Here is a 20,394-nt window from a genome sequence, read left to right as displayed (position 1 = left end):
AAAGCATTAAACCGTTTCGATTTTTAGGCTGGCCAAAATCTAGGCGCGGCAGAGGCAGTTGCCATCAGAACGCGAGTTATTTGGCTGGTGCCGTGTCGCCGGCCGAACTCGAAAACAGGTTAGTCGTCGCTCCGGACGCGCTGGCGGGCGGTCTCGGCGTCCTCGCCGCGGAGCACCGACTCGACGAACAGTTCGCCAGCGCGGTACGAGGACCGAACCATTGGCCCACTCGCACAGTACAGAAAGCCGAGCTCCTGTTCGGCGACTTGCTGGTAGGTATTGAACACATCGGGATGCACAAACTCACTCACCTCCAGATGTGAGCGAGAGGGCTGGAGATACTGCCCGAAGGTGACGATGTCGGTGCCGACACTGCGGAGGTCGCGCATCGTCTGGTACACTTCGTGGTGATACTCGCCGACACCGAGCATAACGCTCGTCTTCGTGTACGCGTTGCTCTCTCGAGCGGCCTGTTCGAGCACCGATAACGACTGCTCGTAGCCCGCTCGCTGGTCCCGAACTGGCCATTGCAAACGCTCGACTGTCTCGATATTGTGTGCGATTACGTCCGGCTCGGCGTCGATAATCTTCTGTACGAGCTCCGGTTCACCCTGAAAATCCGGAATCAGCACCTCGACGAGCGTCTCCGGGTCTCGGCGCTTGATTTCTCTGATCGTCTGTGCAAAATGTCCTGCACCCTGGTCTTCGAGGTCGTCTCGGTCAACAGAGGTCAACACGACGTAATCGAGTCCGATTTCGGTGACTGCGCTGGCGACGTTTTCCGGTTCGTTCTCGTCGAGTGGCTCCATCCCGCCGGTCTGGACATCACAGAAATTACAGCCTCGTGAACAGCGGTCACCCATCAACATGAACGTCGCCGTTCCGGCGCTGCCGTCTGCGCCGGACCAGCACTCGCCCATGTTTGGGCAGGAAGCCTCTTCACAGACTGTGTGCAGGTCGTGGTCCCGAAGCGTTTGCTTGATCTCGGTAAACCGCTCACCCGACGGCGGTCGCATCTTTAGCCACTCGGGCTTGCGCGAACGACTCATGGGTTATTCTTCGGGGCTATCGTCAAAAGCTTGGGGCTCCGACGCTCCCGAACTCGGCGTCGCTCATCACTGGTGTTTGAGCGTGTAGTCTTTCGGCGTCTGGACGTAGGTGTACTCGATTGACTGCTCAACGATTCCCGCCGCTGCGTTCCGTTTGACCCGCCGGAGAATTGTCCGTGCCCGCTCACGAATCTCTGGTGTCCCCGTCGAATCGCTTATGAGTCGCTGGAGTTCCCGCTCGATCTGCTCACCTTCGAGTCGCTTGAGGTAGGCGGCGGTGAGGTCGACAACCGTCTTCTCGTCGTGCTGGAGCAAGGGAATCAGCGACTGCGCGAGTTTGTTGCCTTCGTCACTGCTCGATAACTCCCCCAACAGCCAGACGGCATACAATTGTACCTCCCGCTGGATCCCCTGGTCGTTCGCGTCCGTCGCAATCTCGAACACGGTATCCGCGACAGTTCCCAGCTCGCCGGGGTCGATTTCCCCTCTGATAGTGGCTGGAATCTCTCCGATGTCGAGTTGGTCTGTCGCCGAGAGGATTGTCAGCAGGGAGATGGCAGATCTGTACCGGACGTTGCTGGAATGGTCGGTTAGCGCACGAATCAATACCCGGACGGAGCGCTGTTGGTCGAACTGTCCGAGTTGGCGAGCTGCCACTAGTCGCAGGCGACTGTCGCTGGCACCCATCGCCGAGACGAGCACTTCCAGTGCGGTACTCCCACCGATACTCCCAAGCGTTTGCGCAGCGGCTTGGCGGACCAGCGACCGCTCGTCGCTTAGGAGCCCCTCGATTGGTTCGGCGCTCACTCCCTCACACTGACCGTACGCCCGGGCTGCGCGGGCGCGAACCCGCGCGTCGGGGTCCTCGAACGCCGCTTCCAGTTCTGGCAGGATCGACTCGTCGCCGAACCGTTCCATCGCCGCCGCTCCGACGATTCGAAACTCCGAGTCTGAGGAGGTGAGCCAGAGCTCGAAGTGGTCTCTCAGTTCTTTCGGCGTCGGTCCGTTGTTAAACTGTTTCGCGAGTTCGCTTACCAGCTCGTCGATGTTTTTGCTGTCGATGTAATACAACGAATCAATTGCTGCTGCCCGAACCGTGTCGTTTTGATCCTCCGAGATGACCGTCATCAAGTCGCGGACGATCGGATTCCGCACCGATTCCCTGCTTCCCTGACCGAGTTCACCGAGGGTGTTTGCGGCTTGTACCCTGGCTCCCGGACGTGATCCGTTCCGGAGCAGTTCGCGCAGATCCGCTATATCGTCGTCGTCAGCAGAGTCGCCGACATCGAGGACGTCTTCGGGATCACCGGCACCCATCAGTTGCACACCTCTGGTCGACGTTGCAGGTCGACACCGCATGGTGACGCTGTGCCGTTCGATACAGAACGCATGTAGCTATCTTTTTTTACCGGAGTATTAAATTTCGGGTCTAGCAACCGACTGTAAGAACTGGTCAGCCATCCCGTTCTTTCTGGTGATACTGAGGGGTTGAATTTAAATCAGAGAAACGACGATAGTTCTGTACGGTTCATCGCATGGTATATAAATGGAACTGTCGGGAGTGTGGCTACACGGCTTGGTCGGAACGCCGGTCCAGCCTTGATGCAGACATCAAATCGCATCTGTTCGATCATAACCTCAATAATATCACGAAACGCGACTTCAGATTCACGTGGAACTGTCCGTACTGTTCCAATGCTGCGACAATACACGACAAAGAAGAGGTAATCGAAGACTTCAAAGCGCATCTGTACAGCCACAACTCTGATCAGGTTATCAGTGATACCCACGTCGCCGATACAATCAATCGACGGGGAAACATTCTGGTCGAAGCCCCGGTCAACGGTGAGCAAGCGGATTACGCACGACGACACCTATTTTCCTGTGGGAACGTCGTAGTCGTCGTCACGAGAGACCCGGAGGCCCGGATCAGGTTGCTTGCTGACCAACTCGACGGCTGGCCCGAACATATCGTCGTCATGACGACGAAACGCCGCCCGATCGACTCCGATTTGGGAATCGATTTCTCGGACGTCGCTATCGAAATTGTCGAACTCGACCAGCGCCTCGGTCCCAACCAACTTGGCGAAACCATCTCTCGGGTCGTTGACCAGCACAGTGGCCCGAACAGACAGCTCTCCTTTAGCTTCGATATTATCTACGAAATCATCCAGTCGTTCGATCTCCAGACCTCCTACGAGTTCGTGAGCAATATTTCGAGTCGCCTCCGAGATGAGAACGCAGTGTCACATTTCTACATCAGCCCACATCCCCAGCTCGAAAGTATCCTCAATGTCCTCGACGATCAGTTTGACCTCAAAATCACGGTCGCGGACGATATCCTACGGCTGACGTAACGTGTCACCAGTAAGCAGTCCGGTCCCAGTTCTCCCAGGGGCGGCCGATGGCGATGAACACGCCAATTGCGCCGATGAACGCGACCAGTGTCGCGATTGCCGGCACTGTGTAGGGTGTCGACCCCAGGAACAGTTCGTTGCTCGTCGCGAGACTCGCCAGAATCCCGCCGAGGCCGACGGTGATCAACAGCACCGCTGCCCCGCCGAGAACGCGCATCTTGTCCATACCCCTCCTCTAGTTGGGGGATACAAAAGGACAAGGGAATCCGGCGGCTACTGTCCGCTATGACGACAGTTGTAGTCCTCGCTGCGCCGCCCGTCCCCGAGTGTGTCCCGACGCTGTTGCCCGACGCTGACGCTGAGCGCAACTGCGCGCTGTACCGTGCGATGCTCGCTGACGTTTGTGACACAATCCAGCACGGGGAGGCTGACCTCCTGATCAACTACGCCGACCCCGACACAGTCCCGGATGGTGTTGACCCGGAGGAGTCTGTCCGTGAACTTCTCGCGGCCGAACTCAGCGACCCCAACAGCGTCCGGTACGAGCTACAGGCTGGCTCTGACGACGCCAGCCGAATCGGCAATGCGGTGACGCACCTGCTCGACACTGAGGGGATTCCAACTGCAGCTTTTGCCCGCCCGAGCGCGCTCTTTCTGCGCCGCGAACACATCGGCACGACAGCGATGCAACTCCGGACCAGCGATGTCGTGATTGGACCCTCGACCGACGGCAGAATTGCCTTTGCGGCCTTCGGCACACCTGTCGATTTCACCGACGTGTTCGCACCGCCGGCAGTCGAGACACTCACCGAGCGTGCTCGCAGTGCCGACCTCACAGTTTCATTTCTCCCAACGACGCCGCTGTGGGAACAGCCGTCGGACCGCCAGACTGCGGTCGCGACACTTCGTGCGAGAGTCCGCGCTGGCGTACTCGTCCCCGACCGCACGGCCACACTTGTCGCAGACTGGGACCTCCACGCGCTCGCTGACTCCTGAGCTTACCCCATCTGTTCGCGGCGTTTGTCGAGGAGTTTCTCGGCCTGCTCGAAGGATTCCGCCTTTGCGACGGCGTACTCCTCTTCGTCTTCGCCAGCGCGGTCGAACTGCATCTGCCCGGTCGTCGACTCGGAGACAACTCGACAGGTCGCGGCGATGCCGTTCTCGACAATTCCTCGCTTCCCGCGCTCGACGTGGTCCAGTGCCTCCGGGTCCGCTGGCTCGAAGGTGGACATATCGTTGACCTGGTCGAAGCCCGGGTCCAGCGTGCCGCTGGCCTCGATGACTGCGTCGGCGGCCTTTTCGACTTCGTCGATGCTCAGCCGTCCTTCGAGTGTCAGATATAGCCGATTCTTCTGGTCGTCCGTGTCAACCTCCCAGTTCCCCATACTTGATTCACTGGTGTCCTCCAGTATGAACTATGTGCCCGATTATCACGACTGAAAAACCGCGGGACTGGACAACAGAAGTACTTTTAGCGAGGGCGGTGTAGCGAACGTTGAGGTGGGGTGGCAGAGCGGCCTAATGCGCCTGCCTTGAGAGCAGGTGTCCGAGAGGACTCATGGGTTCAAATCCCATCCCCACCGCATTTTGCTGCGAACAACTCGTGAGCAGCAAATGCGAAACGGCTGGGATTTGAACTCGATGGCGAGACTCGCGGTGCTCGTCTCGCGTAGTTCAAATCCCATCCCCATGGTCAAACTCGTTGCACTCGTTTGACCAGCCTTCGTTCGCACATTCTGTGCTCACGAAGACACCGCTGAACTCATTTCATTCGTTCAGCGAGCCCTCACTCGCTCCGTGTGTCACTCGTGAGGACACCGTCAGACTCGCGGTGCTCGTCTGACGAGCCTTCGCTCGTGGCTCCGCCACTCGCGAAGACACCGCCGGTAAGAGACAGACGAAGATTCGGAACCAACTCGAAGATGGCGAATCAAAAACTACAAATCGAGAGTCAGCCGTCTAACTCGAAGTCCAGTCTGTCTCCTTCGGTGACATTGTGCCTCGTCGTCCAGTTGTAGTTGACCTCGAACACGTACTGGCCAGTCCCAGAGAACCGATACTGCTGTTCGGTTCCGGAATCACCGTCTGTCGGCTCCGGTGCGTGGTGAATCGACGTAATCGTTCGGTCTACACCGACGTAGACGATATCTAGGCCAAAACTCATGTCTTTCATCCAAAACGTCAGTTCGCTTTCGGCGCCTGACTCGAACAGCATCCCGCCGTTCTCGGGCATCGAATCCGCGTCACTCAACCCCAATTGCCACTGCTCGCCGGGGTGCGCGACGGCCGCCTTTACTTTCCCAGAGATGGTACCGCTGTCGCTTTTGACTTCGACGATAGTCGTGTCGTAATCCGCGTACGGCCCCGTTGGCCAGTCTGGCTCGCTCCACTTGTCGTCGCCTGCCTGTGTATCCTCGCCCGTTCTGTCTTGACTCTCACTGTCGGCAGCGCGCTCGCTCCCATTCGTATCGTCCGTGCTTTCGTTGGAAGATATCTCGCTGTCCGGATTCGTCTCGGTACAGCCAGCGACCAGTACTGGCAGAGACGAGCCAGCCACTGCCAGCAGTTGTCGTCGTCGCATTACCAACCTATTCGAACTACCAGAGAATATATGCTTGCCCTCGGCCGTGTCAAGAGCCAACGCCAGTTACGTAGACCACTGCTCCACCGCTCTCGACGAAACGTAGCGGATTCGACTGTGAACGGCGAGTGCCGCTGACGAGACATAACGACCAGCGACGGGCTTGCTGAGACGTGGACCAGCCTGACCGTGACGTTATCAACGGTGTAACCGCCAACGTTCTCTGGTATTCACTCGCTACTTCCCAACCCGGTCTCGAATATTCGCAACCAGCGACTCGAAGTTGTTCATGTCCTCGACCTCGCTTACTTCGTCACCGACAGCGAACGTTCCCGGTTCCTCCACGCGAGCACAGATACCGCCCGCACCGTTGGCCAGCGCGCGCAACAGTCCGTCCTGTCCCGTCACTTTCTCCAGATACCGACAGGGCGGCCGCTTTCGCGTCCCCTCGAAGCGTGCGTCGCCGAGCGTGAATCGGTGGTTCAGAAGGTCGTGCACATCGCCGCCGCTGACGACGACGTTGCGGCGGTGCTGACCATCTAGGACCTCGAGATGTGAGCGCTCGCTGATGGCCTCCAGCGCTTCTTCCTGCACGAACGTCACCTGACAGACATCGTACGGCGAGTAGTGACCCTCGCCGGTGCAGTACCGGTCGCCGTCCAACCCGCCCGCGACCGCCTCGACCGATTCCTGTGGCTCCATCGCCTCGCCCGCAGACTCCGCAGTGTAAATCCCTTCGACGCGCATACTCGCCATTAGGGTGTCCCTGCTAATGTGGGTTCGCACGCGGGCCGTCGACCTGACTGGCACGCAGGCAGGCCGTCTCATAGAACCTCTCGGACGGCAGAAATATAGAAAGGTTGCCAAGAATTGTGCAGGGCACATGTGTTGTACGGCGCGCTGTTAAAATAGCGGGTGAAGGGTTGTTCGATCCCTTACAGACTGGATTTGCTTATTGCTTCTTTGTGCCTGCTGCTCAGCGCCATCGTTATAGTAACACCTAACAATCATTTTTGTCGTTCGGTATCATTAAATATCTAATCTCGATTTAGTTGAGTATGATCAACAGACGGCTCGTGTTGCAACAACTCACTTCGGCAGTAGCAGTTGCCGGATTGGCTGGGTGCGTAGGAGACGAGAGCACGCCTGACAGTGACACTGGCAGTGGCGGTGATGGGGCGGGAAATCCTGCACAATCTGATCAGAGCAACGGAACAGACGACAGCACTGACTCGTCGGACGACTCTTCGGACAGTGAATACAGCACTGATTCGGGAGTGAAACTGGCAATTACTCGCACTGAACCGACTGCCGAGGTAATCCTCGATGAGGACCCGCTCATTTCAAGAGATGGGTCGCACATCCTTCTCGTTCAACTCTCTGCACAAAATACGACAGACACGAAAGTGCAACTCCCTACTCCGTCACGATTTACCCTGGACGTCGAAACCGAGACGAAAGAGCCGTATCAAATTGTGTTCCAGGACGATCCGAATGGTGTCGCGTCAACACTTTCTGAACCCGTCAGTGGGGCGTTCTTTCCACCCACAGCCGAACTCTCTCCAGAACGTACCACGACTGGCTGGTTGCTTTTCTCCGTCCCTGTCGACTCATCTGAGGCAACCTTTCAACTACGTGGTTCCGACGGAGGGGTCCTGAACGACTGGGCGCTGTCCTACGACACCACCGCGTGACTACCGCAACGTGGCCAACGAGGAACTGCGATACGCTGGCTCCATATCGTACAGATGGTTTAAATATGGGTTCGAACAGTATCGACACGAACTCCTGTCACGAAGTAACATCGTATGGTTTTATTTTCCGCGGTGAGTGGGTACGGTGTATGAGAGCAGTTCAGGTCACCGAATTTGGCGACCGAGACGGACTCGAAGTTACCGACGTAGAGACACCCGAACCGGACGCCGGCGAGGTCCGAATCGAAGTCAAGGCAGCGGGGATCAACTTCGCGGACATCATGCAACGCCGTGGTCACTACCAGGGCGGACCTACACCGCCGTACACGCCCGGACTCGAAGTTGCAGGCGTCATCGACGCTGTCGGCGATGGCGTCGGCCGAGAGGTCGGCGACGAAGTTGTGACGATGGTCGACGGCGCTGGCGGCTACGCCGAGTACGCTATCGGCGACGCGATGGGTCTGTTCGATATTCCCGAAGGGCTGAGTTTCGAGGCCGCTGCAGGATTCCCGGTCCAGTATCTCACCGCCCAGAACTGCCTGCACGAGTGGGGTGGACTCGAAGCGGGCGAGTCTGTCCTAATCCACGCCGCGGCGGGCGGAGTCGGAACCGCTGCTGTCCAGATTGCACGCGAGGCGGGTGCCACAATCTTCGGCACCGCCTCCACGCAGGAGAAACTCGACAAGGCTGCCTCCCTCGGTGCTGATTACACCATCAACTACGAGGAAGATGACTTCGTCGAGGTCGTCAAGGAAAACACCGACTACGGCGTCGACATGGTGCTCGACGGCGTCGGCGGCGAGACCACCGAGCGCTCACTTGACGCGCTCAAAGAGTTCGGCCGGATGGTCGTCTACGGGGCCGCAAGCGGCACGCCCGGGCGACCGTCGACGGACGAACTCCTCTTTGGCAACCAGAAAGTGATTGGGTATCACCTCGGCCGTGGTCTCCAGCGCAAGCCGATGAAAGTGCTGGAGTCGGTCAACGAACTGTCGGACATGCTCGCGGAAGGCAAACTCGAAGTGCAGTTCGACCGCGCCTTCGATATCGAGGATGTTGCTGACGCACACGAGTACGTCGAGAGTCGCCAGTCGATGGGGAAAGTCGTCATCACGCCCTAGAGTCGCTCACTCTTCGTCTTCACTGCCGAATCGTCGCGCGAGCAGATAGCTCGCGCCGCCGAGCGAGGACAGAGCCGTCCCAATGCCGAATCCAGGGCCGCCGTCGTCGGAACTCTCGGAGCCATCACCGGTGGACTGGTCTGTTCCGTCATCTGTTTCGTTCGTGGCCCCGTCGCTCCCATCGGTGTCATCTTGGCTGCCGTCGTCCTGATTGTCGTCGCCGTCATCTGTCCCATCGTCGCTGTTTTCATCTGGTGCCAACCCAGCCTCAGCCCGGTCGTAGCTGGCGGTCAGTCGAACAGACCGCCCGTCCGTGGTGACGTTGCTGTCCAGTTCTCGCTCAATCAGTCCACTGATTCGGTCTGTCGCGACACTCGATTGGTCGGGATACCGGGCAACCGTCGTCGCGCTGAACTCTGTCGCCTCACTGTCGTAGCTGAGCGTCCCAATGTAGCCACTCGTTCCCTCTAGCGGTGAGTGGTCGAGGCCTTGGCCGTACTCGCCGACACTGAGCGTCCCGTCGCTGGTCAATCGTGTCAGGGTGTGACCGCCGTGGTCGACCGCTCGCAGGAGCGTTTCGAGTTCCGAAGACTGCTCGTATCGCGGTTGGTCCGGACCGTCGCCGGTCTGCTGGATTGCAGCGACCTGGTCGACATTGGCACCGATGAGGAGATAGCCGTCGCCCCAGGTGACGATTGCACCGTTCGGGTACTCGTAGAGTCCACTCTGACTGGTCTCCGTCGCGTCACTCTCATCGACGCGCTGTTGGATTGTATCGAGGTCGAATGGTCCCAGGTAGAGTGAGGTTGCCCGCCCGATGAGTACGTGTCGCTCTGCTGGGATGTTCGAGCTATCGACCTCGCTGATATCGTCGAGGGCAGTGAAATCAGACAACGAGCCGAAGACTGGTTCGGCGAGGTTAGTCCCTCCGAAAAATTCCCAGTACTGGAGCAACAGTGTCGAGTAGACGAACGGCTCGAACTGCAGCGGAATCGACTCTGCTGTGCTAACCTGTCCGAACAGGTCGACCTGTGCGTCGAGGCGGTAGGTTCCCAGTTCGAGTTCGCCTCTCTGGGAGAGGAACTCGTCGCCGGTTGGCACGAACTCCGCGTACGCAGGAAGTTCTCCAGTCTGCTGTGCGCTGACGGTGCCGAGTCCGACAGTCGAAACGAGACCAGCAGCCCCAACTGTGGCAGCCGAGGTCTGGAGGAATTGACGGCGGCTTTGGTCGGTCATCTTCTCACACCATATTCCATCACCGGGTTTAACCACTTCGGAGTCTGCCGTCCCGCCGAGCCTGTTCGATACGGACCAACGACCACAGGATGAGGCCGACGACAGTCCAGATGAGACAGAGTACGAATAGAATATCGGGGCCGAAGACTGCGCCAGCGACCGCTGGTAGTCCAAACGCAGCGACGACTGGGCTGGCGGCGTGGACTCGTTCTGTCGCTCCGTCCAGCGCGGCAGTCCCAGCCCCGAGGAGTGCTGCCAGTCCTCCACTCCACCAGACAGGCCACCCCGAACCGGCGAGTATCACAGTTACAACGATTGTCGCTCCAATCCAGAGCAGGCCGCCGACGGCGAGGGTCTGTTCTGAACGACCCTTTCCGCGACCTGACCGAAGCCACGCGAGATACCAGAACCACCCACCGACGGTGCCGGCGAGAAAGCCGGCCTGCGCTGCCGGTGCTCGCGAGGCAATCACTATCTGGACGCCGACTCCGAGAGTGCCGAACAGACAGTAGCCCACGACCGGGAGGTTTCGCGGGCAGTGACTCGCTCGGAGTGCAACGATAGCCGCGGCGATGAGTGGACCCGCGGCCAGCGCAGCGATAACGATGGCTGGCCCGGTCACCGTGGCTGGTCCGCCGCCCATACTGCCTCGTTCGCTGGGAGCTACCTGAAAGTACCTGTCGACGTCTCGACCGAACTGTTAATCGCTACGAGGCCGTATTTCGGCCAATGAGTTCCGGCCGTTCAGCACCGCGTCGCCTGCTCGACTGGCTTCGTCCGTCGCCGCGGGCGGTGGACTGGTCGATTTTCGGGGCGGTGCTACTCGCCGCTGGCTCCGGCGTGCTCTCCTTTCTCGGGATGCGGCCCGCCTGGCTCGGGGTCTTTTGGTTTCACCGCGCTGTCGGACTGTCGTTGATTGTGCTCATCGGGTTCAAACTCGCCCGCGTCCGGTACCGCCTCACCGACAGTCGACAGTGGCAAACCTCGACAGCGCTGTCCGTGTCGCTCGCGCTGACTGCGGCTGCCACCATCGGGACCGGTGTCATCTGGGTGTTCGGGTTCACTCCCGAACTGCCGTATTTTCATTTCTTGTCTCTCCACGTCGGGCTTGGACTGTTGCTCGTCGTGCTCATGGTTGCCCACCAGCAAACGCGGTTTCGACCGCCCCGGACGGTCGATTTCGACCGCCGTCGGACGACGATGCAGTACTCTGTGCTCTTGGTCGCCGGCGCGGTAACGTACCGCGGACAACAACTGCTCAACAGCCTGTTACACACCCCCGGCGACGAGCGCCGACTCACCGGCTCGAAACGCGAATCGGGCTCTGGAAACGGCAGTTTCCCCGTGACATCGTGGGTGGCCGATAGCCCGGACCCTGTCGACCTCTCTGCGTACGAGCTGACTGTCGACGGTGCTGTCGACGAATCACGCGCGCTCGCCTACGAAGACCTCGACCCAGACCAGTCGACTGAGGCTTTGCTCGACTGTACGAGTGGCTGGTACACCGAACAGGAGTGGCGGGGCCTCGATATTGGCAGTCTGCTCGACGCAGTCGAGCCGGAGCCGGCGGCGACGCACGTCCGGTTTGTCTCGGTCACTGGCTACCGGTGGAGTCTACCCATCGAGGAGGCTCGTGACTGTCTGCTCGCGACGCACGTCGGCGGCGACAGACTCGCCCACGGTCACGGCCGCCCCATCAGGTTAGTTGCCCCTGGTCGGCGTGGATTCCAGTGGGTGAAATGGGTCGAACGGGTCGAGGTACGTACCCACGGCGACCCGGCGCAGTGGCTCGCGACGCTGGTGAGTGGCTTCTAGTGTGTCGCTTCGACGTTGCCTTTTAGCACCTCGACGCCGGGCAACGACTCGCCGGTCAGCGCGTTGATATACGCGCCGCCAGCGATGGAGACGTGCGAGAAGTCCTCCTCGTCCATCCCGTACATCTCGATTGCACGGGAGGTATCACCGCCACCGACGACAGAGAAACAGTCACTTCGGCCGATCGCTTCCAGCACGCGGGCTGTTCCGTTGCTGAACCGCTCGTCTTCGAACATGCCGAGTGCGCCCTTGACGAAGACAGCAGACGAGTGGGCTGCAATGTCCGAATACTGCTCGACGGTGTCGCTGCCGACATCGAGATAATCGTGGTCCTTGTTCCTGACGTCGGCAACAGTCACCTCGGCCCGTTCGTTGTTCCCGTCGGCAAACGCCAGGTCCGACGGATAGACGAGTTCGCTGGGGTGACTCTCGATGAGTGTTCGGATTTCGTCCTTGTTCGCGCGCCACTGGCTCTCGTAGAGGTCGGATTCGTCGATATCTCGACCCACGTCGTAGCCAATCGCCCGCAGGAACAGTTCGCCGACAATTCCACCGAGGAGGAAGTTGTCGACGCGGTCCTGCAGTGAGGTCATCACGTCGATCACGTCGGTCGCTTTCTTTCCGCCGGCGACCATCGTCACTTCGCCGTCGAACTCCCGGGTAGCGATGGCGCTGTTAGCCTCGTACTCTGAGACCATCACGCGACCAGCGTACGACGCCATCTCGAGTGGGAGGCCGACAATCGAGGCGTGTTTGCGGTGTGCCGTCGAATATGCGTCTCCGACGTAGGCGTCAAACTCTGGGGCGAGTGTCTGGACGAGGTCGCTCTTTGCGTGTTCCTGGGGCTCGCGCTCGGGGAGTTCGTCGTCAGTCATCCGGACGTTCTCGAGCATAATTGCCTCGCCGTGTTCGAGGTTCTCGATTGCAGTCAGCGCAGTCTCACCGCAGGTATCAGGGATATACTCGATATCTGTTCCGACGTGTTCCGAAAGAATCTCGGCGTGTTGTTCGAGCGTGACGAACGTGTCCCGGCCCGGTCGGCCCTGGTGTGCGAGCAAGGCCACCGCGTGACCGTCCGCGAGCAGGTCCCGCACTGTCCTGGCGTGTCTGGTAAATCGCCGGTTGTCTTCCACGACACCGACCGACACGGGAGAGTTCAGGTCCAGACGTGCGAGCACCCGCTGCCCGTCCGCGAGGTCGTCCAGTGTCCGGTAACTCATTATGTATGTACTCGGCAACCTCCTACTAGTACTCCGCGATATTCTGTCGCCCCGGCAGTTTCACTTTCACTTTTAGGCGTCTTTTTAATGCCATCGGGAGCGAATCGTCACATATGTCACAGTCTACACTGGACGACGAAGAGCTATTCACCGAGGCAGCCTCCGAGATGCGCGAGGATGTCGAGGAATCACTTGCTGCGGCCCGGGCGGAGTTGCCCGAAGCCGACGACATCTGGGACGTCGAAGCTGACAACACTCTCGGCGTGTTGAACAGCCTCAGCACAGCGCTCGAACTCGGTGACGCGCGCGAGAACCTCCGCGACGCCAAAAAGTGGTACACGATGGGCAAGGAGGCCGACGCCTTCGACGACGCCGAGGACCTCGCCGAGGAAATCGAGTCCGTCGAAGCGCTGTTGGGAGACATCGAGGCGGCTGAAGAGCAGGCCAGTGAACTCGCGAGTACAATCCCACAGCTTAAATCTGCCCTCGAAGAGAGCGACGAGGATGAAGCCGAAGCCGAGCCAGCAGAGGCCTAGCGCTCTCGGTCTGCGACCGTTTCGAGCAGGTCGCCCAGTGATTCAGCCGCCGCCGTAAGGAGTTTTTTGCCAGTCTCTGCTGAGCCCTCCCGCGGGTCGCCGACGACGCCGCTGTCGGTGAACTCGCTGCTGTCGTATGCGAGGTTGACACCAGAGTGCCACTCTCCCCACTGTGTCGCCGCGCCCGCGGCCGCCCGCTCGAACTCATCGGTTCTAACGTAGTGCTCGTCGAGATAGTCGAGGAGACTCGTCTCGACAGGGCCTCCGTGGCCCATCTCGATGCCAGCGATATCGTCAGCATCGACCGCATCGAACCACGTGAATGGAACTGCATAGCCGGTGCCCGAGCGGGTGAACTTCCCACAGAGCTCTCGCAGTGCTGCCACGTTGCCGCCGTGGCCGTTGACGAGGACGATCCGGTTCCAGCCGTGGCTTGCGAGACTCTCGCACGTCTCGCGGACGTACGCGCGAAAGGTGTCATCACTGACCCACAGTGTGCCGGGAAAATCTCGGTGTTCGGCTGCGATTCCGACTGGAATCGTTGGGCCGAGCACGCACTCGACAGCAGCCTGCTCGATACCGGCCTCGGCCACCGCGCCCGCAGTAAACACGTCGGTGCCAAGCACCGCGTGCGGGCCGTGTTGTTCCGTGCTTCCGACCGGAAGCACCGCGACCGACGCTCCAGACGCCTCGGCCTCGGGCCACGTCGACTCGGTGAGCTTCATACTCGAATCTCCGGGCCGACCCGTTTATATGCTCTGTTCAGGGCTACTGATAAAGTTCCCCGATACTGCGGCCATCCGAAATGCATAAGACACGATAACCGTAAATCCGCATAGAATGCTCGGAACCGGATTCACAGGTCTGTCCATCCTCCGGCATATGCCGGTTGCCCAAGCCGGGCGAACTCAGGCGGAGATATTCGATACACTCCTCCTGGTGTTTCTCGTCATGGGCACCATCGTCGGGACACTCGTAATCTCGTACACGGTATACAACGCGTACAAATACCGTGTCTCCGGCGACGCAGAGGGCCGGTACGATGTCGACGAGGAGGAACTTGCTGCGACAGACGAGTACGACGTGGCGCGCCCACAGCAGGGAGAAATCCCGACAGGGCACGGTAAAGGCGGCGGAAAAAAACTGTTTATGTCGTTCGGAATGAGCGCGGTGCTCGTGCTCGGACTGATCATCTACTCGTACTCTCTGTTGCTGTACGTCGAAGACACTGGTCAGGACACGGAAGAAGCCATCAACGTCGACGTTGAGGGCTACCAGTTCGGCTGGGACTACGCCTACTTCGAGGACGAAACCAGTAACGGGTCGCAGGTGCTGACCAGCGACGATTACAACGCGACGACGCTGAATTCTAATGCCGACTCGAACGCATTAGTTGTGCCCAAGGGGACGACCATACAGTTAGACGTGACCTCGCGTGACGTCTGGCACAACTATGGGATCCCCGAATTTCGGGCCAAGACTGACGCAATTCCGGACGAAACGACACAAACCTGGTTCGAGGCAGACAAAACCGGCGTCTACCGCGCCAACTGCTTCGAGCTGTGTGGACAGGGCCACTCGAACATGCACGGAGACGTTCTTGTTGTCGAGCAAGATGTCTTCGCCGAGTGGTACGCCTCACAGACCGGAACGGACGAATCACAGATCGAATTCATGGAGGTGAGTAGCTAATGAGTGACCATTTGCCACCAAAATCATCGGTGAAACGCTGGCTTGTAACGACTAATCACAAAGATATCGGGATACTGTACATCATCACATCCCTGTTCTTCCTGGTCTTTGGCGGGATTCTCGCCTTTATGATCCGGGTCCAGTTGTGGAACTCGGGAGCTGTGATACTCAGCGACCTCGGATACAACCAGGTCGTTACCGCACACGGCTTACTGATGGTGTTCTGGTTCCTCTCGCCGTTCGCGTTCGGGTTCGCGAACTATCTGGTTCCGCTCCAGATTGGTGCTGACGACCTCGCCTTCCCGCGAATCAATGCGATGAGCTACTGGCTCTATCTCAGTTCGGGTCTGCTGTTCGGAGTGAGCTTCTTCCAGGGTTCGACGCTGCCGACCGGCTGGACGCTGTACGCACCGCTGAACCTGCCGGCGTTCATTCCGTCAGTTGCCGAGATTGGCGCGTTCGCAGGGATTCTCGCCCTTGCAGTGTTCGTTGCCTCCGTGACGCTGGGGTCGGTTAATTTCTTGACGACCATGTACCGCATGCGCGCAGAGGGACTTCGAATGCGGGACACGCCGCTGTTCAGCATCTCCATCCTGCTGACGGTCTGGATGATGCTCTTTGCCTTCACGGCACTGCTGGGGGCGGTTCTCCTGCTCAGCTTCGACCACATCTTCGCAGGCACACAAGGAAGTGGCTTCTTCGGCAGCGCAGCAGGTGGGTCCCTGCTGTGGACACACCTGTTCTGGTTCTTCGGACACCCTGAAGTCTACATCGTCTTCTTCCCTGCGCTGGGCGTGATGGGTGAAATCGTCCAGACGTTCTCCGGCCGACGACTTGTTGGTCGGAAGTGGTTCATCATCGCGATGGCCCTCGTCGCGATTCAGAGCTTCATCGTCTGGATGCACCACATGTTCCTCACCAGCATCAATCTCCCAATCAAGACGGTGATGATGGTGACAACAATCGGTATCTCGCTGCCGTTCGACCTGATGATCTTCGCGCTCATCTATACGATGATCAAAGGACGCGTGCGCTGGAAGACGCCGTTCCTGTTCGTGCTGGGCGCAATCTTGCTGTTCATCCTCGGTGGCATCACCGGGGTCTTCCTCGGTGCGATTGTGCTTGACTACTCGTTCCGTGGTACCTACTGGGTCGTTGCCCACTTCCACTACGTGATGGCGTCCGGTGCTGTTGCGCTGATTGGCGGGATGTACTACTGGTACCCGAAGATAACCGGAAAGATGTACAACGAGTTCCTCGGGAAAGTGCACTTCGCAGCCGCGTTCATCGGCTTCAACCTGCTGTACTTCCCGATGTTCATCGTCTGGGAGACGCCGCGACGGTGGTTCCACTACGAGGCTGGCTTCACGTTCTGGCACCAGACGGCTTCGGTCGGGGCACTCATCTTCGGGGCGTCGTTCCTCGTGATGTTCTACAACCTCACCGCGAGCCTCTACAGTGACCGTGACGTCGGCGAGTCACCGTGGGCCTACACTGGCTCCGCAGAGTGGTCGGTCTCCTCACCGCCGCCGGAAGGCAACTTCCCTGGCAAACCAAGCTTCGCAACGGGCAAGCTCAATTTCCTCGAAGGACCGACGACTGACGGCGGTGAAGCCCAGACCGACGGCGGTGTCGCCGCAGCAGCCGAAGCCGCACAGCCAGAAGCAGACCACACTAGCTGGTGGCCGCTCATTCTCTGTGCGACGGGGCTGGTTACCGCAATTGGTATCTCAGGTATCAGTGAGTCGTACTTCATCTGGCCGTTCGTGCTCGCGATTCCGTTCTTCATCGCCTTCGTCGCGATGAAGGGTGCAAGTACTGACGGCTTCGGCATTGTCCACGCGGTCTATCTGATGGCAGCTGGACCGATGCTGGCAGCGTTCTTGCTGGTTTTCCACCTGCATCACGGCTTCCCAGGCGGGATGTTCGCGGCGAACACCTACTTCTGGGTGACGCTGGTCGGAATCGTCTCCGGAGTCGGCGCGCTCGTCGGGATGGGCTTCGAGTCCTTCTTGGCGCCGGAGCCAGAGCTCTCCGAACAGTGGCCATTCGAGGGTGTCACCAACACCAAACTCGGTATGTGGGTGTTCATCGCCTCTGACATCGTCCTGTTCGGTGCCTTCATCGGCTCGTATCTGTTCATGCGCCTGCGCGCTGGCTGGCGCGAGTGGTGGGACATCGCCCACGCCAACGGCCTAGAGACTCACGCTGTCTGGCCGGGACTGCTCAACACGTACATCCTCCTGGCCAGCAGTTTCACCGTCGTGCTCGCCCTTGCGTACGCAGAAAAAGGCAACAAGCGCCGGACAGTTGGCTTCCTCACGCTAACGTTCCTCGGCGGGGTTGCCTTCCTCATCAACAAGGGCATCGAGTGGGTGGAGTACTACTTCCACTACGAGTGGACCTTCGACGCTGGGCCGGCCGCGTCGACGTACTTCCTGACCACTGGCTTGCACGCAGTCCACGTCGTGATTGGGATGTTGATCCTCCTGTTCCTGATCGCTCGCGCCGCGATGGGTGCGTACTGGAGCGATGGAGAGAACGCCCACACTATCGAGTACTTCGGCCTCTACTGGCACTTCGTCGACATCGTGTGGCTGTTCCTCTTCCCGCTGTTCTACATCCTCTGAGGTGACTGAATATGGCTAACATCAAACTATACGGTATCATATTCGTCGTACTGGGCATGATTAGTACCACGCAGTTCCTCGTCGAGTCCTTCCTCCCAGACGGGCTGTACTGGGTCGGATTGGTCGCCATTCTGGCGCTGTCGACGGGGAAGGCGATTGCGGTTGCCGGCTATTACATGCATCTGGTCGAAGAGCCACGGTCGATCACCTACCTCGCTCTCTCGGGCGTGCTCTGTGTGGTCGCATTGACTGCCGGCGCAGGCTACTCGGTCGTTTAAACGGCCAGTCTCGTTACCTTTTTCCCCGCACTGCAGCAACGGAACGTATGGTTACAGTCCGGGCCCCTGCGACGAGTGCGAATCTGGGAAGCGGCTTCGACGTGTTTGGCGCTGCGCTGTCACGCCCGGCAGATATTGTCCGCGTACAGAAAGCCTCGAAGACGACGATCGACGTGACCGGCGCGGGCAGTGATTTCATTCCCGAGGACCCAGACAAAAACACCGTCGGTGCCGTTGCCGAGGCGCTGGACGCCCCAGCCCACATCGAGATCGACAAGGGTGTCCGTCCGGCCTCGGGGCTTGGGTCGTCGGCGGCCAGTGCTGCTGCCGCCGCAGTCGGACTGAACGAACTGTACGACCGCGGCTATTCTCGCGAGGAACTCGTCCCAGTCGCCGCTGAGGGCGAGGCTGTCGTCTCCGGCGCAGCACACGACGACAACGTTGCGCCATCGATTATGGGCGGCTTTACGATTGCCACACCGAGTGGCGTCCGGACCGTCGACGCCGACATTCCACTTGTCGCCTGTCTCCCGGAGATTGTCGTCTCGACTCGTGACGCCCGCAGAGTCGTTCCCGAGCAGACGTCTGTCGAGAATCTCGTCGAAACCGTGGGCAACGCCGCCACACTCACGACGGGGATGCACCGCGACGACCCGGAACTTGTCGGTGCGGGAATGCACGACTCCGTCGTCACGCCCGCCCGCGCGAAACTCATCGACGGTTACGACGTGGTGCGCGAGGCGGCACTGCAGGCCGGCGCAACTGGTGTCACGATTAGCGGTGCCGGGCCGACAGTCATCGCCGCCTGTGCCGAACAGTCCCAGCACGCTGTCGGCACTGCAATGCTCGACGCCTTCGAGAATCAAGGGACAGAGGCTCGCGTCTACCAGACTGAAATCGGCCGCGGCGCTCGTATCCTCTAACGCTCTGTCTCGTCCGAACCGGGACCAGTGGTTTCGTCTGACGGCTGCTGTCCGTCTCCCTGACTCTGGTCCACTGGCTGGTCGGAGCCGTCTTGCTGCGTCTGGTCGTACTGGCCCTCTGATGTGGGCTGCCCAGACTGTTCTTGGTGGTCGTACTGCTGTCGGCCCTGCTGATACTGGCTGTCCTGAACCTGTTGTTGGTCCTGCTGACGCTGGCCTTGCCGGGATTGGTCATCGCTGTCGAGATAGCCTCGCTGTTCGGCGAAGACGACACCAACCGCGATACCCCCAATCACTGCAAGTATCAACCCCTGTGTCACGATTGTCCCGAACATACTATCGACGACAGCGACGATACCGTCACGCATCGCAGCGAACTCAGCGCTGTCGGCGTCGAGAGCAGATCTGGTGGCACCGGTCGCAATGCCTCCGCCGAAAAACCCGATTGCTGCGCCGAGGACGCCCGCGACTGCGAACGTGACGCCACCGAAGCGTGCCGTCAGGCGAACATCTCGGCCGCTGAAGAAGAACATCCCGCCGAGCAACACCAGCGCTACTGCCGGAAAGACGAGATTGAGCGTGTTGAGTAAGCTAACAGTGGAGGACGCGCCCTTAACCTGCGGCGGAACCGTTCCGTTCTCCGTGATATTTTGCTGTGCAGGGGTCTCTCGGGCGACCAGTTGGATAATCTGCTCTTGGTCGATCCGCGAGTTGTCCTGTAACGTATCGCGAATCGACTGATTGATCTGGTCTTGCTGCCTGCCGATTCGAACGCTAATCTGCCCGTCCGACTGCTCGCCGTTGAGTACGGCGTAAACCGTCCTGATGTTCCGCGTCAGTTCGCCCTCGACGAAGCGTTCGGTGAGTGCATTTGTGACGAACTCCCGCTGTTGTGACCGGTCCGGGAACTCGTCGTCGATCTCCTGTCGAATGAACTCCTTTTGTTGGTCCGAGATGTCTCTGTTTCCGATCCGTTCCTCGCGGCGCTGCTCTTTTTGCTCCTCGATTGTCTTGTTGACACGGTCGACTGTGTTGTCCTGGACCACTGCTGTCACGTCGGCGTAAGTGTTCTCCTCGCCGAGGGTTTCGATAGTGTGGTCGGCGTTGAGTGCGGTCCTGTTGGCGGCCATCGTTACGTTTGCCAACAGCAAGACGACAACCAGAACGAACGCAAGCAGATATACTGGAACCATCCGGGCATCCCTGCTCATTGCTGGTCACCTCTCGACTGCTCGATGTGGGCACAATAATGACTGTTTCCA

Annotated in this window: 20 protein-coding genes and 1 tRNA gene; 10 read left to right on the top strand and 11 right to left on the bottom strand. The window is 59.4% G+C overall.

What is annotated here, in order from left to right:
* Positions 1-119: 119 nt before the first annotated feature.
* Positions 120-1,049, bottom strand: a complete 930-nt coding sequence (gene lipA / locus ACMGFM_RS07990) for a lipoyl synthase (protein WP_436901930.1) — start codon at positions 1,047-1,049, stop codon at positions 120-122.
* Positions 1,050-1,115: 66 nt separating this feature from the next.
* Positions 1,116-2,366, bottom strand: coding sequence for a HEAT repeat domain-containing protein (locus ACMGFM_RS07985; RefSeq protein ID WP_436901929.1), 1,251 nt, complete (start codon positions 2,364-2,366; stop codon positions 1,116-1,118).
* 218 nt (positions 2,367-2,584) lie between these two features.
* On the opposite strand from ACMGFM_RS07985, the gene ACMGFM_RS07980 reads away from it, so the two are divergent.
* Positions 2,585-3,406: a DUF7504 family protein gene (locus ACMGFM_RS07980; RefSeq protein WP_436901928.1), complete on the top strand. Its 822-nt coding sequence runs from the start codon at positions 2,585-2,587 to the stop codon at positions 3,404-3,406.
* A 4-nt stretch (positions 3,407-3,410) separates the two neighbouring features.
* Here ACMGFM_RS07980 and ACMGFM_RS07975 read toward each other — a convergent pair whose 3' ends face one another.
* Positions 3,411-3,632 (bottom strand): hypothetical protein, encoded by a 222-nt coding sequence (locus ACMGFM_RS07975; RefSeq protein WP_436901927.1) that lies wholly within the window; start codon positions 3,630-3,632, stop codon positions 3,411-3,413.
* Between the two features lie 59 nt (positions 3,633-3,691).
* Between ACMGFM_RS07975 and ACMGFM_RS07970 the strand changes: the two genes are divergently transcribed.
* Positions 3,692-4,402, top strand: coding sequence for a hypothetical protein (locus tag ACMGFM_RS07970; RefSeq protein WP_436901926.1), 711 nt, complete (start codon positions 3,692-3,694; stop codon positions 4,400-4,402).
* 2 nt (positions 4,403-4,404) lie between these two features.
* On the opposite strand, the gene ACMGFM_RS07965 is transcribed toward ACMGFM_RS07970, so the two are convergent.
* A complete protein-coding gene (locus tag ACMGFM_RS07965; protein WP_436901925.1) occupies positions 4,405-4,791 on the bottom strand; it encodes a hypothetical protein in 387 nt (128 codons plus the stop codon).
* Between the two features lie 114 nt (positions 4,792-4,905).
* Here ACMGFM_RS07965 and ACMGFM_RS07960 point away from each other — a divergent pair.
* Positions 4,906-4,989 (top strand) — tRNA-Ser (locus ACMGFM_RS07960).
* Between the two features lie 368 nt (positions 4,990-5,357).
* Here ACMGFM_RS07960 and ACMGFM_RS07955 read toward each other — a convergent pair.
* Together ACMGFM_RS07955 and ACMGFM_RS07950 are read right to left on the bottom strand one after the other, a co-directional pair.
* Complete coding sequence (locus tag ACMGFM_RS07955; RefSeq protein ID WP_436901924.1) at positions 5,358-5,987, bottom strand: DUF192 domain-containing protein; 630 nt, start codon at positions 5,985-5,987, stop codon at positions 5,358-5,360.
* A gap of 237 nt (positions 5,988-6,224) precedes the next feature.
* Positions 6,225-6,734, bottom strand: coding sequence for an MOSC domain-containing protein (locus ACMGFM_RS07950; RefSeq protein WP_436901923.1), 510 nt, complete (start codon positions 6,732-6,734; stop codon positions 6,225-6,227).
* A 1,096-nt stretch (positions 6,735-7,830) separates the two neighbouring features.
* Here ACMGFM_RS07950 and ACMGFM_RS07945 point away from each other — a divergent pair.
* A complete protein-coding gene (locus ACMGFM_RS07945) occupies positions 7,831-8,802 on the top strand; it encodes a quinone oxidoreductase family protein (RefSeq protein WP_436901922.1) in 972 nt (323 codons plus the stop codon).
* A 6-nt stretch (positions 8,803-8,808) separates the two neighbouring features.
* On the opposite strand, the gene ACMGFM_RS07940 is transcribed toward ACMGFM_RS07945, so the two are convergent.
* Positions 8,809-10,038, bottom strand: coding sequence for a twin-arginine translocation signal domain-containing protein (locus ACMGFM_RS07940; RefSeq protein WP_436901921.1), 1,230 nt, complete (start codon positions 10,036-10,038; stop codon positions 8,809-8,811).
* A 28-nt stretch (positions 10,039-10,066) separates the two neighbouring features.
* A complete protein-coding gene (locus tag ACMGFM_RS07935) occupies positions 10,067-10,681 on the bottom strand; it encodes a hypothetical protein (RefSeq protein ID WP_436901920.1) in 615 nt (204 codons plus the stop codon).
* An 86-nt stretch (positions 10,682-10,767) separates the two neighbouring features.
* Here ACMGFM_RS07935 and ACMGFM_RS07930 point away from each other — a divergent pair, with 86 nt between their 5' ends.
* On the top strand, positions 10,768-11,853 hold the full coding sequence (locus ACMGFM_RS07930) for a molybdopterin-dependent oxidoreductase (RefSeq protein ID WP_436901919.1): 1,086 nt from the start codon (positions 10,768-10,770) through the stop codon (positions 11,851-11,853).
* On the opposite strand, the gene ACMGFM_RS07925 is transcribed toward ACMGFM_RS07930, so the two are convergent.
* A complete protein-coding gene (locus ACMGFM_RS07925; protein WP_436901918.1) occupies positions 11,850-13,073 on the bottom strand; it encodes a phosphoglycerate kinase in 1,224 nt (407 codons plus the stop codon). The genes ACMGFM_RS07930 and ACMGFM_RS07925 overlap by 4 nt on opposite strands.
* Positions 13,074-13,186: 113 nt before the next feature.
* On the opposite strand from ACMGFM_RS07925, the gene ACMGFM_RS07920 reads away from it, so the two are divergent.
* Positions 13,187-13,609, top strand: coding sequence for a DUF5790 family protein (locus ACMGFM_RS07920; RefSeq protein ID WP_436901917.1), 423 nt, complete (start codon positions 13,187-13,189; stop codon positions 13,607-13,609).
* Here the strand turns inward: ACMGFM_RS07920 and ACMGFM_RS07915 are convergent.
* On the bottom strand, positions 13,606-14,334 hold the full coding sequence (locus tag ACMGFM_RS07915) for a creatininase family protein (protein WP_436901916.1): 729 nt from the start codon (positions 14,332-14,334) through the stop codon (positions 13,606-13,608). The two genes, ACMGFM_RS07920 and ACMGFM_RS07915, sit on opposite strands and share 4 nt — an antisense overlap.
* A gap of 157 nt (positions 14,335-14,491) precedes the next feature.
* Between ACMGFM_RS07915 and coxB the strand changes: the two genes are divergently transcribed.
* The 4 genes from coxB to ACMGFM_RS07895 are packed head-to-tail and all read left to right on the top strand — an operon-like array spanning position 14,492 to position 19,132.
* Complete coding sequence (coxB, locus tag ACMGFM_RS07910; protein WP_436901915.1) at positions 14,492-15,301, top strand: cytochrome c oxidase subunit II; 810 nt, start codon at positions 14,492-14,494, stop codon at positions 15,299-15,301.
* Positions 15,301-17,931 (top strand): cbb3-type cytochrome c oxidase subunit I, encoded by a 2,631-nt coding sequence (locus tag ACMGFM_RS07905; RefSeq protein ID WP_436901914.1) that lies wholly within the window; start codon positions 15,301-15,303, stop codon positions 17,929-17,931. Before coxB ends, ACMGFM_RS07905 begins: the two co-directional genes overlap by 1 nt.
* Positions 17,932-17,942: 11 nt before the next feature.
* Positions 17,943-18,209, top strand: a complete 267-nt coding sequence (locus ACMGFM_RS07900) for a cytochrome C oxidase subunit IV family protein (protein ID WP_436901913.1) — start codon at positions 17,943-17,945, stop codon at positions 18,207-18,209.
* Between the two features lie 47 nt (positions 18,210-18,256).
* Entirely contained in the window at positions 18,257-19,132 is an 876-nt protein-coding gene (locus ACMGFM_RS07895) for a homoserine kinase (RefSeq protein WP_436901912.1), read from the top strand.
* On the opposite strand, the gene ACMGFM_RS07890 is transcribed toward ACMGFM_RS07895, so the two are convergent.
* A complete protein-coding gene (locus ACMGFM_RS07890; protein ID WP_436901911.1) occupies positions 19,129-20,343 on the bottom strand; it encodes a hypothetical protein in 1,215 nt (404 codons plus the stop codon). The two genes, ACMGFM_RS07895 and ACMGFM_RS07890, sit on opposite strands and share 4 nt — an antisense overlap.
* Between the last annotated feature and the right edge of the window lie 51 nt (positions 20,344-20,394).

This window comes from Halovenus halobia (genome assembly GCF_051414135.1).
Taxonomy (GTDB): domain Archaea; phylum Halobacteriota; class Halobacteria; order Halobacteriales; family Haloarculaceae; genus Halovenus; species Halovenus halobia.
The sequence above is the reverse complement of the archived record's forward strand: the minus strand, read 5'-3'. Positions and strand labels throughout refer to the sequence as shown.

Bases quoted from the DNA above. Each gene is read 5' to 3' on its own strand.
- lipA (WP_436901930.1), bottom strand. From the start codon at position 1,049: ATGAGTCGTTCGCGCAAGCCCGAGTGGCTAAAGATGCGACCGCCGTCG.
- ACMGFM_RS07985 (WP_436901929.1), bottom strand. From the start codon at position 2,366: ATGGGTGCCGGTGATCCCGAAGACGTCCTCGATGTCGGCGACTCTGCT.
- ACMGFM_RS07980 (WP_436901928.1), top strand. From the start codon at position 2,585: ATGGTATATAAATGGAACTGTCGGGAGTGTGGCTACACGGCTTGGTCG.
- ACMGFM_RS07975 (WP_436901927.1), bottom strand. From the start codon at position 3,632: ATGGACAAGATGCGCGTTCTCGGCGGGGCAGCGGTGCTGTTGATCACC.
- ACMGFM_RS07970 (WP_436901926.1), top strand. From the start codon at position 3,692: ATGACGACAGTTGTAGTCCTCGCTGCGCCGCCCGTCCCCGAGTGTGTC.
- ACMGFM_RS07965 (WP_436901925.1), bottom strand. From the start codon at position 4,791: ATGGGGAACTGGGAGGTTGACACGGACGACCAGAAGAATCGGCTATAT.
- ACMGFM_RS07955 (WP_436901924.1), bottom strand. From the start codon at position 5,987: ATGCGACGACGACAACTGCTGGCAGTGGCTGGCTCGTCTCTGCCAGTA.
- ACMGFM_RS07950 (WP_436901923.1), bottom strand. From the start codon at position 6,734: ATGCGCGTCGAAGGGATTTACACTGCGGAGTCTGCGGGCGAGGCGATG.
- ACMGFM_RS07945 (WP_436901922.1), top strand. From the start codon at position 7,831: ATGAGAGCAGTTCAGGTCACCGAATTTGGCGACCGAGACGGACTCGAA.
- ACMGFM_RS07940 (WP_436901921.1), bottom strand. From the start codon at position 10,038: ATGACCGACCAAAGCCGCCGTCAATTCCTCCAGACCTCGGCTGCCACA.
- ACMGFM_RS07935 (WP_436901920.1), bottom strand. From the start codon at position 10,681: ATGGGCGGCGGACCAGCCACGGTGACCGGGCCAGCCATCGTTATCGCT.
- ACMGFM_RS07930 (WP_436901919.1), top strand. From the start codon at position 10,768: ATGAGTTCCGGCCGTTCAGCACCGCGTCGCCTGCTCGACTGGCTTCGT.
- ACMGFM_RS07925 (WP_436901918.1), bottom strand. From the start codon at position 13,073: ATGAGTTACCGGACACTGGACGACCTCGCGGACGGGCAGCGGGTGCTC.
- ACMGFM_RS07920 (WP_436901917.1), top strand. From the start codon at position 13,187: ATGTCACAGTCTACACTGGACGACGAAGAGCTATTCACCGAGGCAGCC.
- ACMGFM_RS07915 (WP_436901916.1), bottom strand. From the start codon at position 14,334: ATGAAGCTCACCGAGTCGACGTGGCCCGAGGCCGAGGCGTCTGGAGCG.
- coxB (WP_436901915.1), top strand. From the start codon at position 14,492: ATGCCGGTTGCCCAAGCCGGGCGAACTCAGGCGGAGATATTCGATACA.
- ACMGFM_RS07905 (WP_436901914.1), top strand. From the start codon at position 15,301: ATGAGTGACCATTTGCCACCAAAATCATCGGTGAAACGCTGGCTTGTA.
- ACMGFM_RS07900 (WP_436901913.1), top strand. From the start codon at position 17,943: ATGGCTAACATCAAACTATACGGTATCATATTCGTCGTACTGGGCATG.
- ACMGFM_RS07895 (WP_436901912.1), top strand. From the start codon at position 18,257: ATGGTTACAGTCCGGGCCCCTGCGACGAGTGCGAATCTGGGAAGCGGC.
- ACMGFM_RS07890 (WP_436901911.1), bottom strand. From the start codon at position 20,343: ATGAGCAGGGATGCCCGGATGGTTCCAGTATATCTGCTTGCGTTCGTT.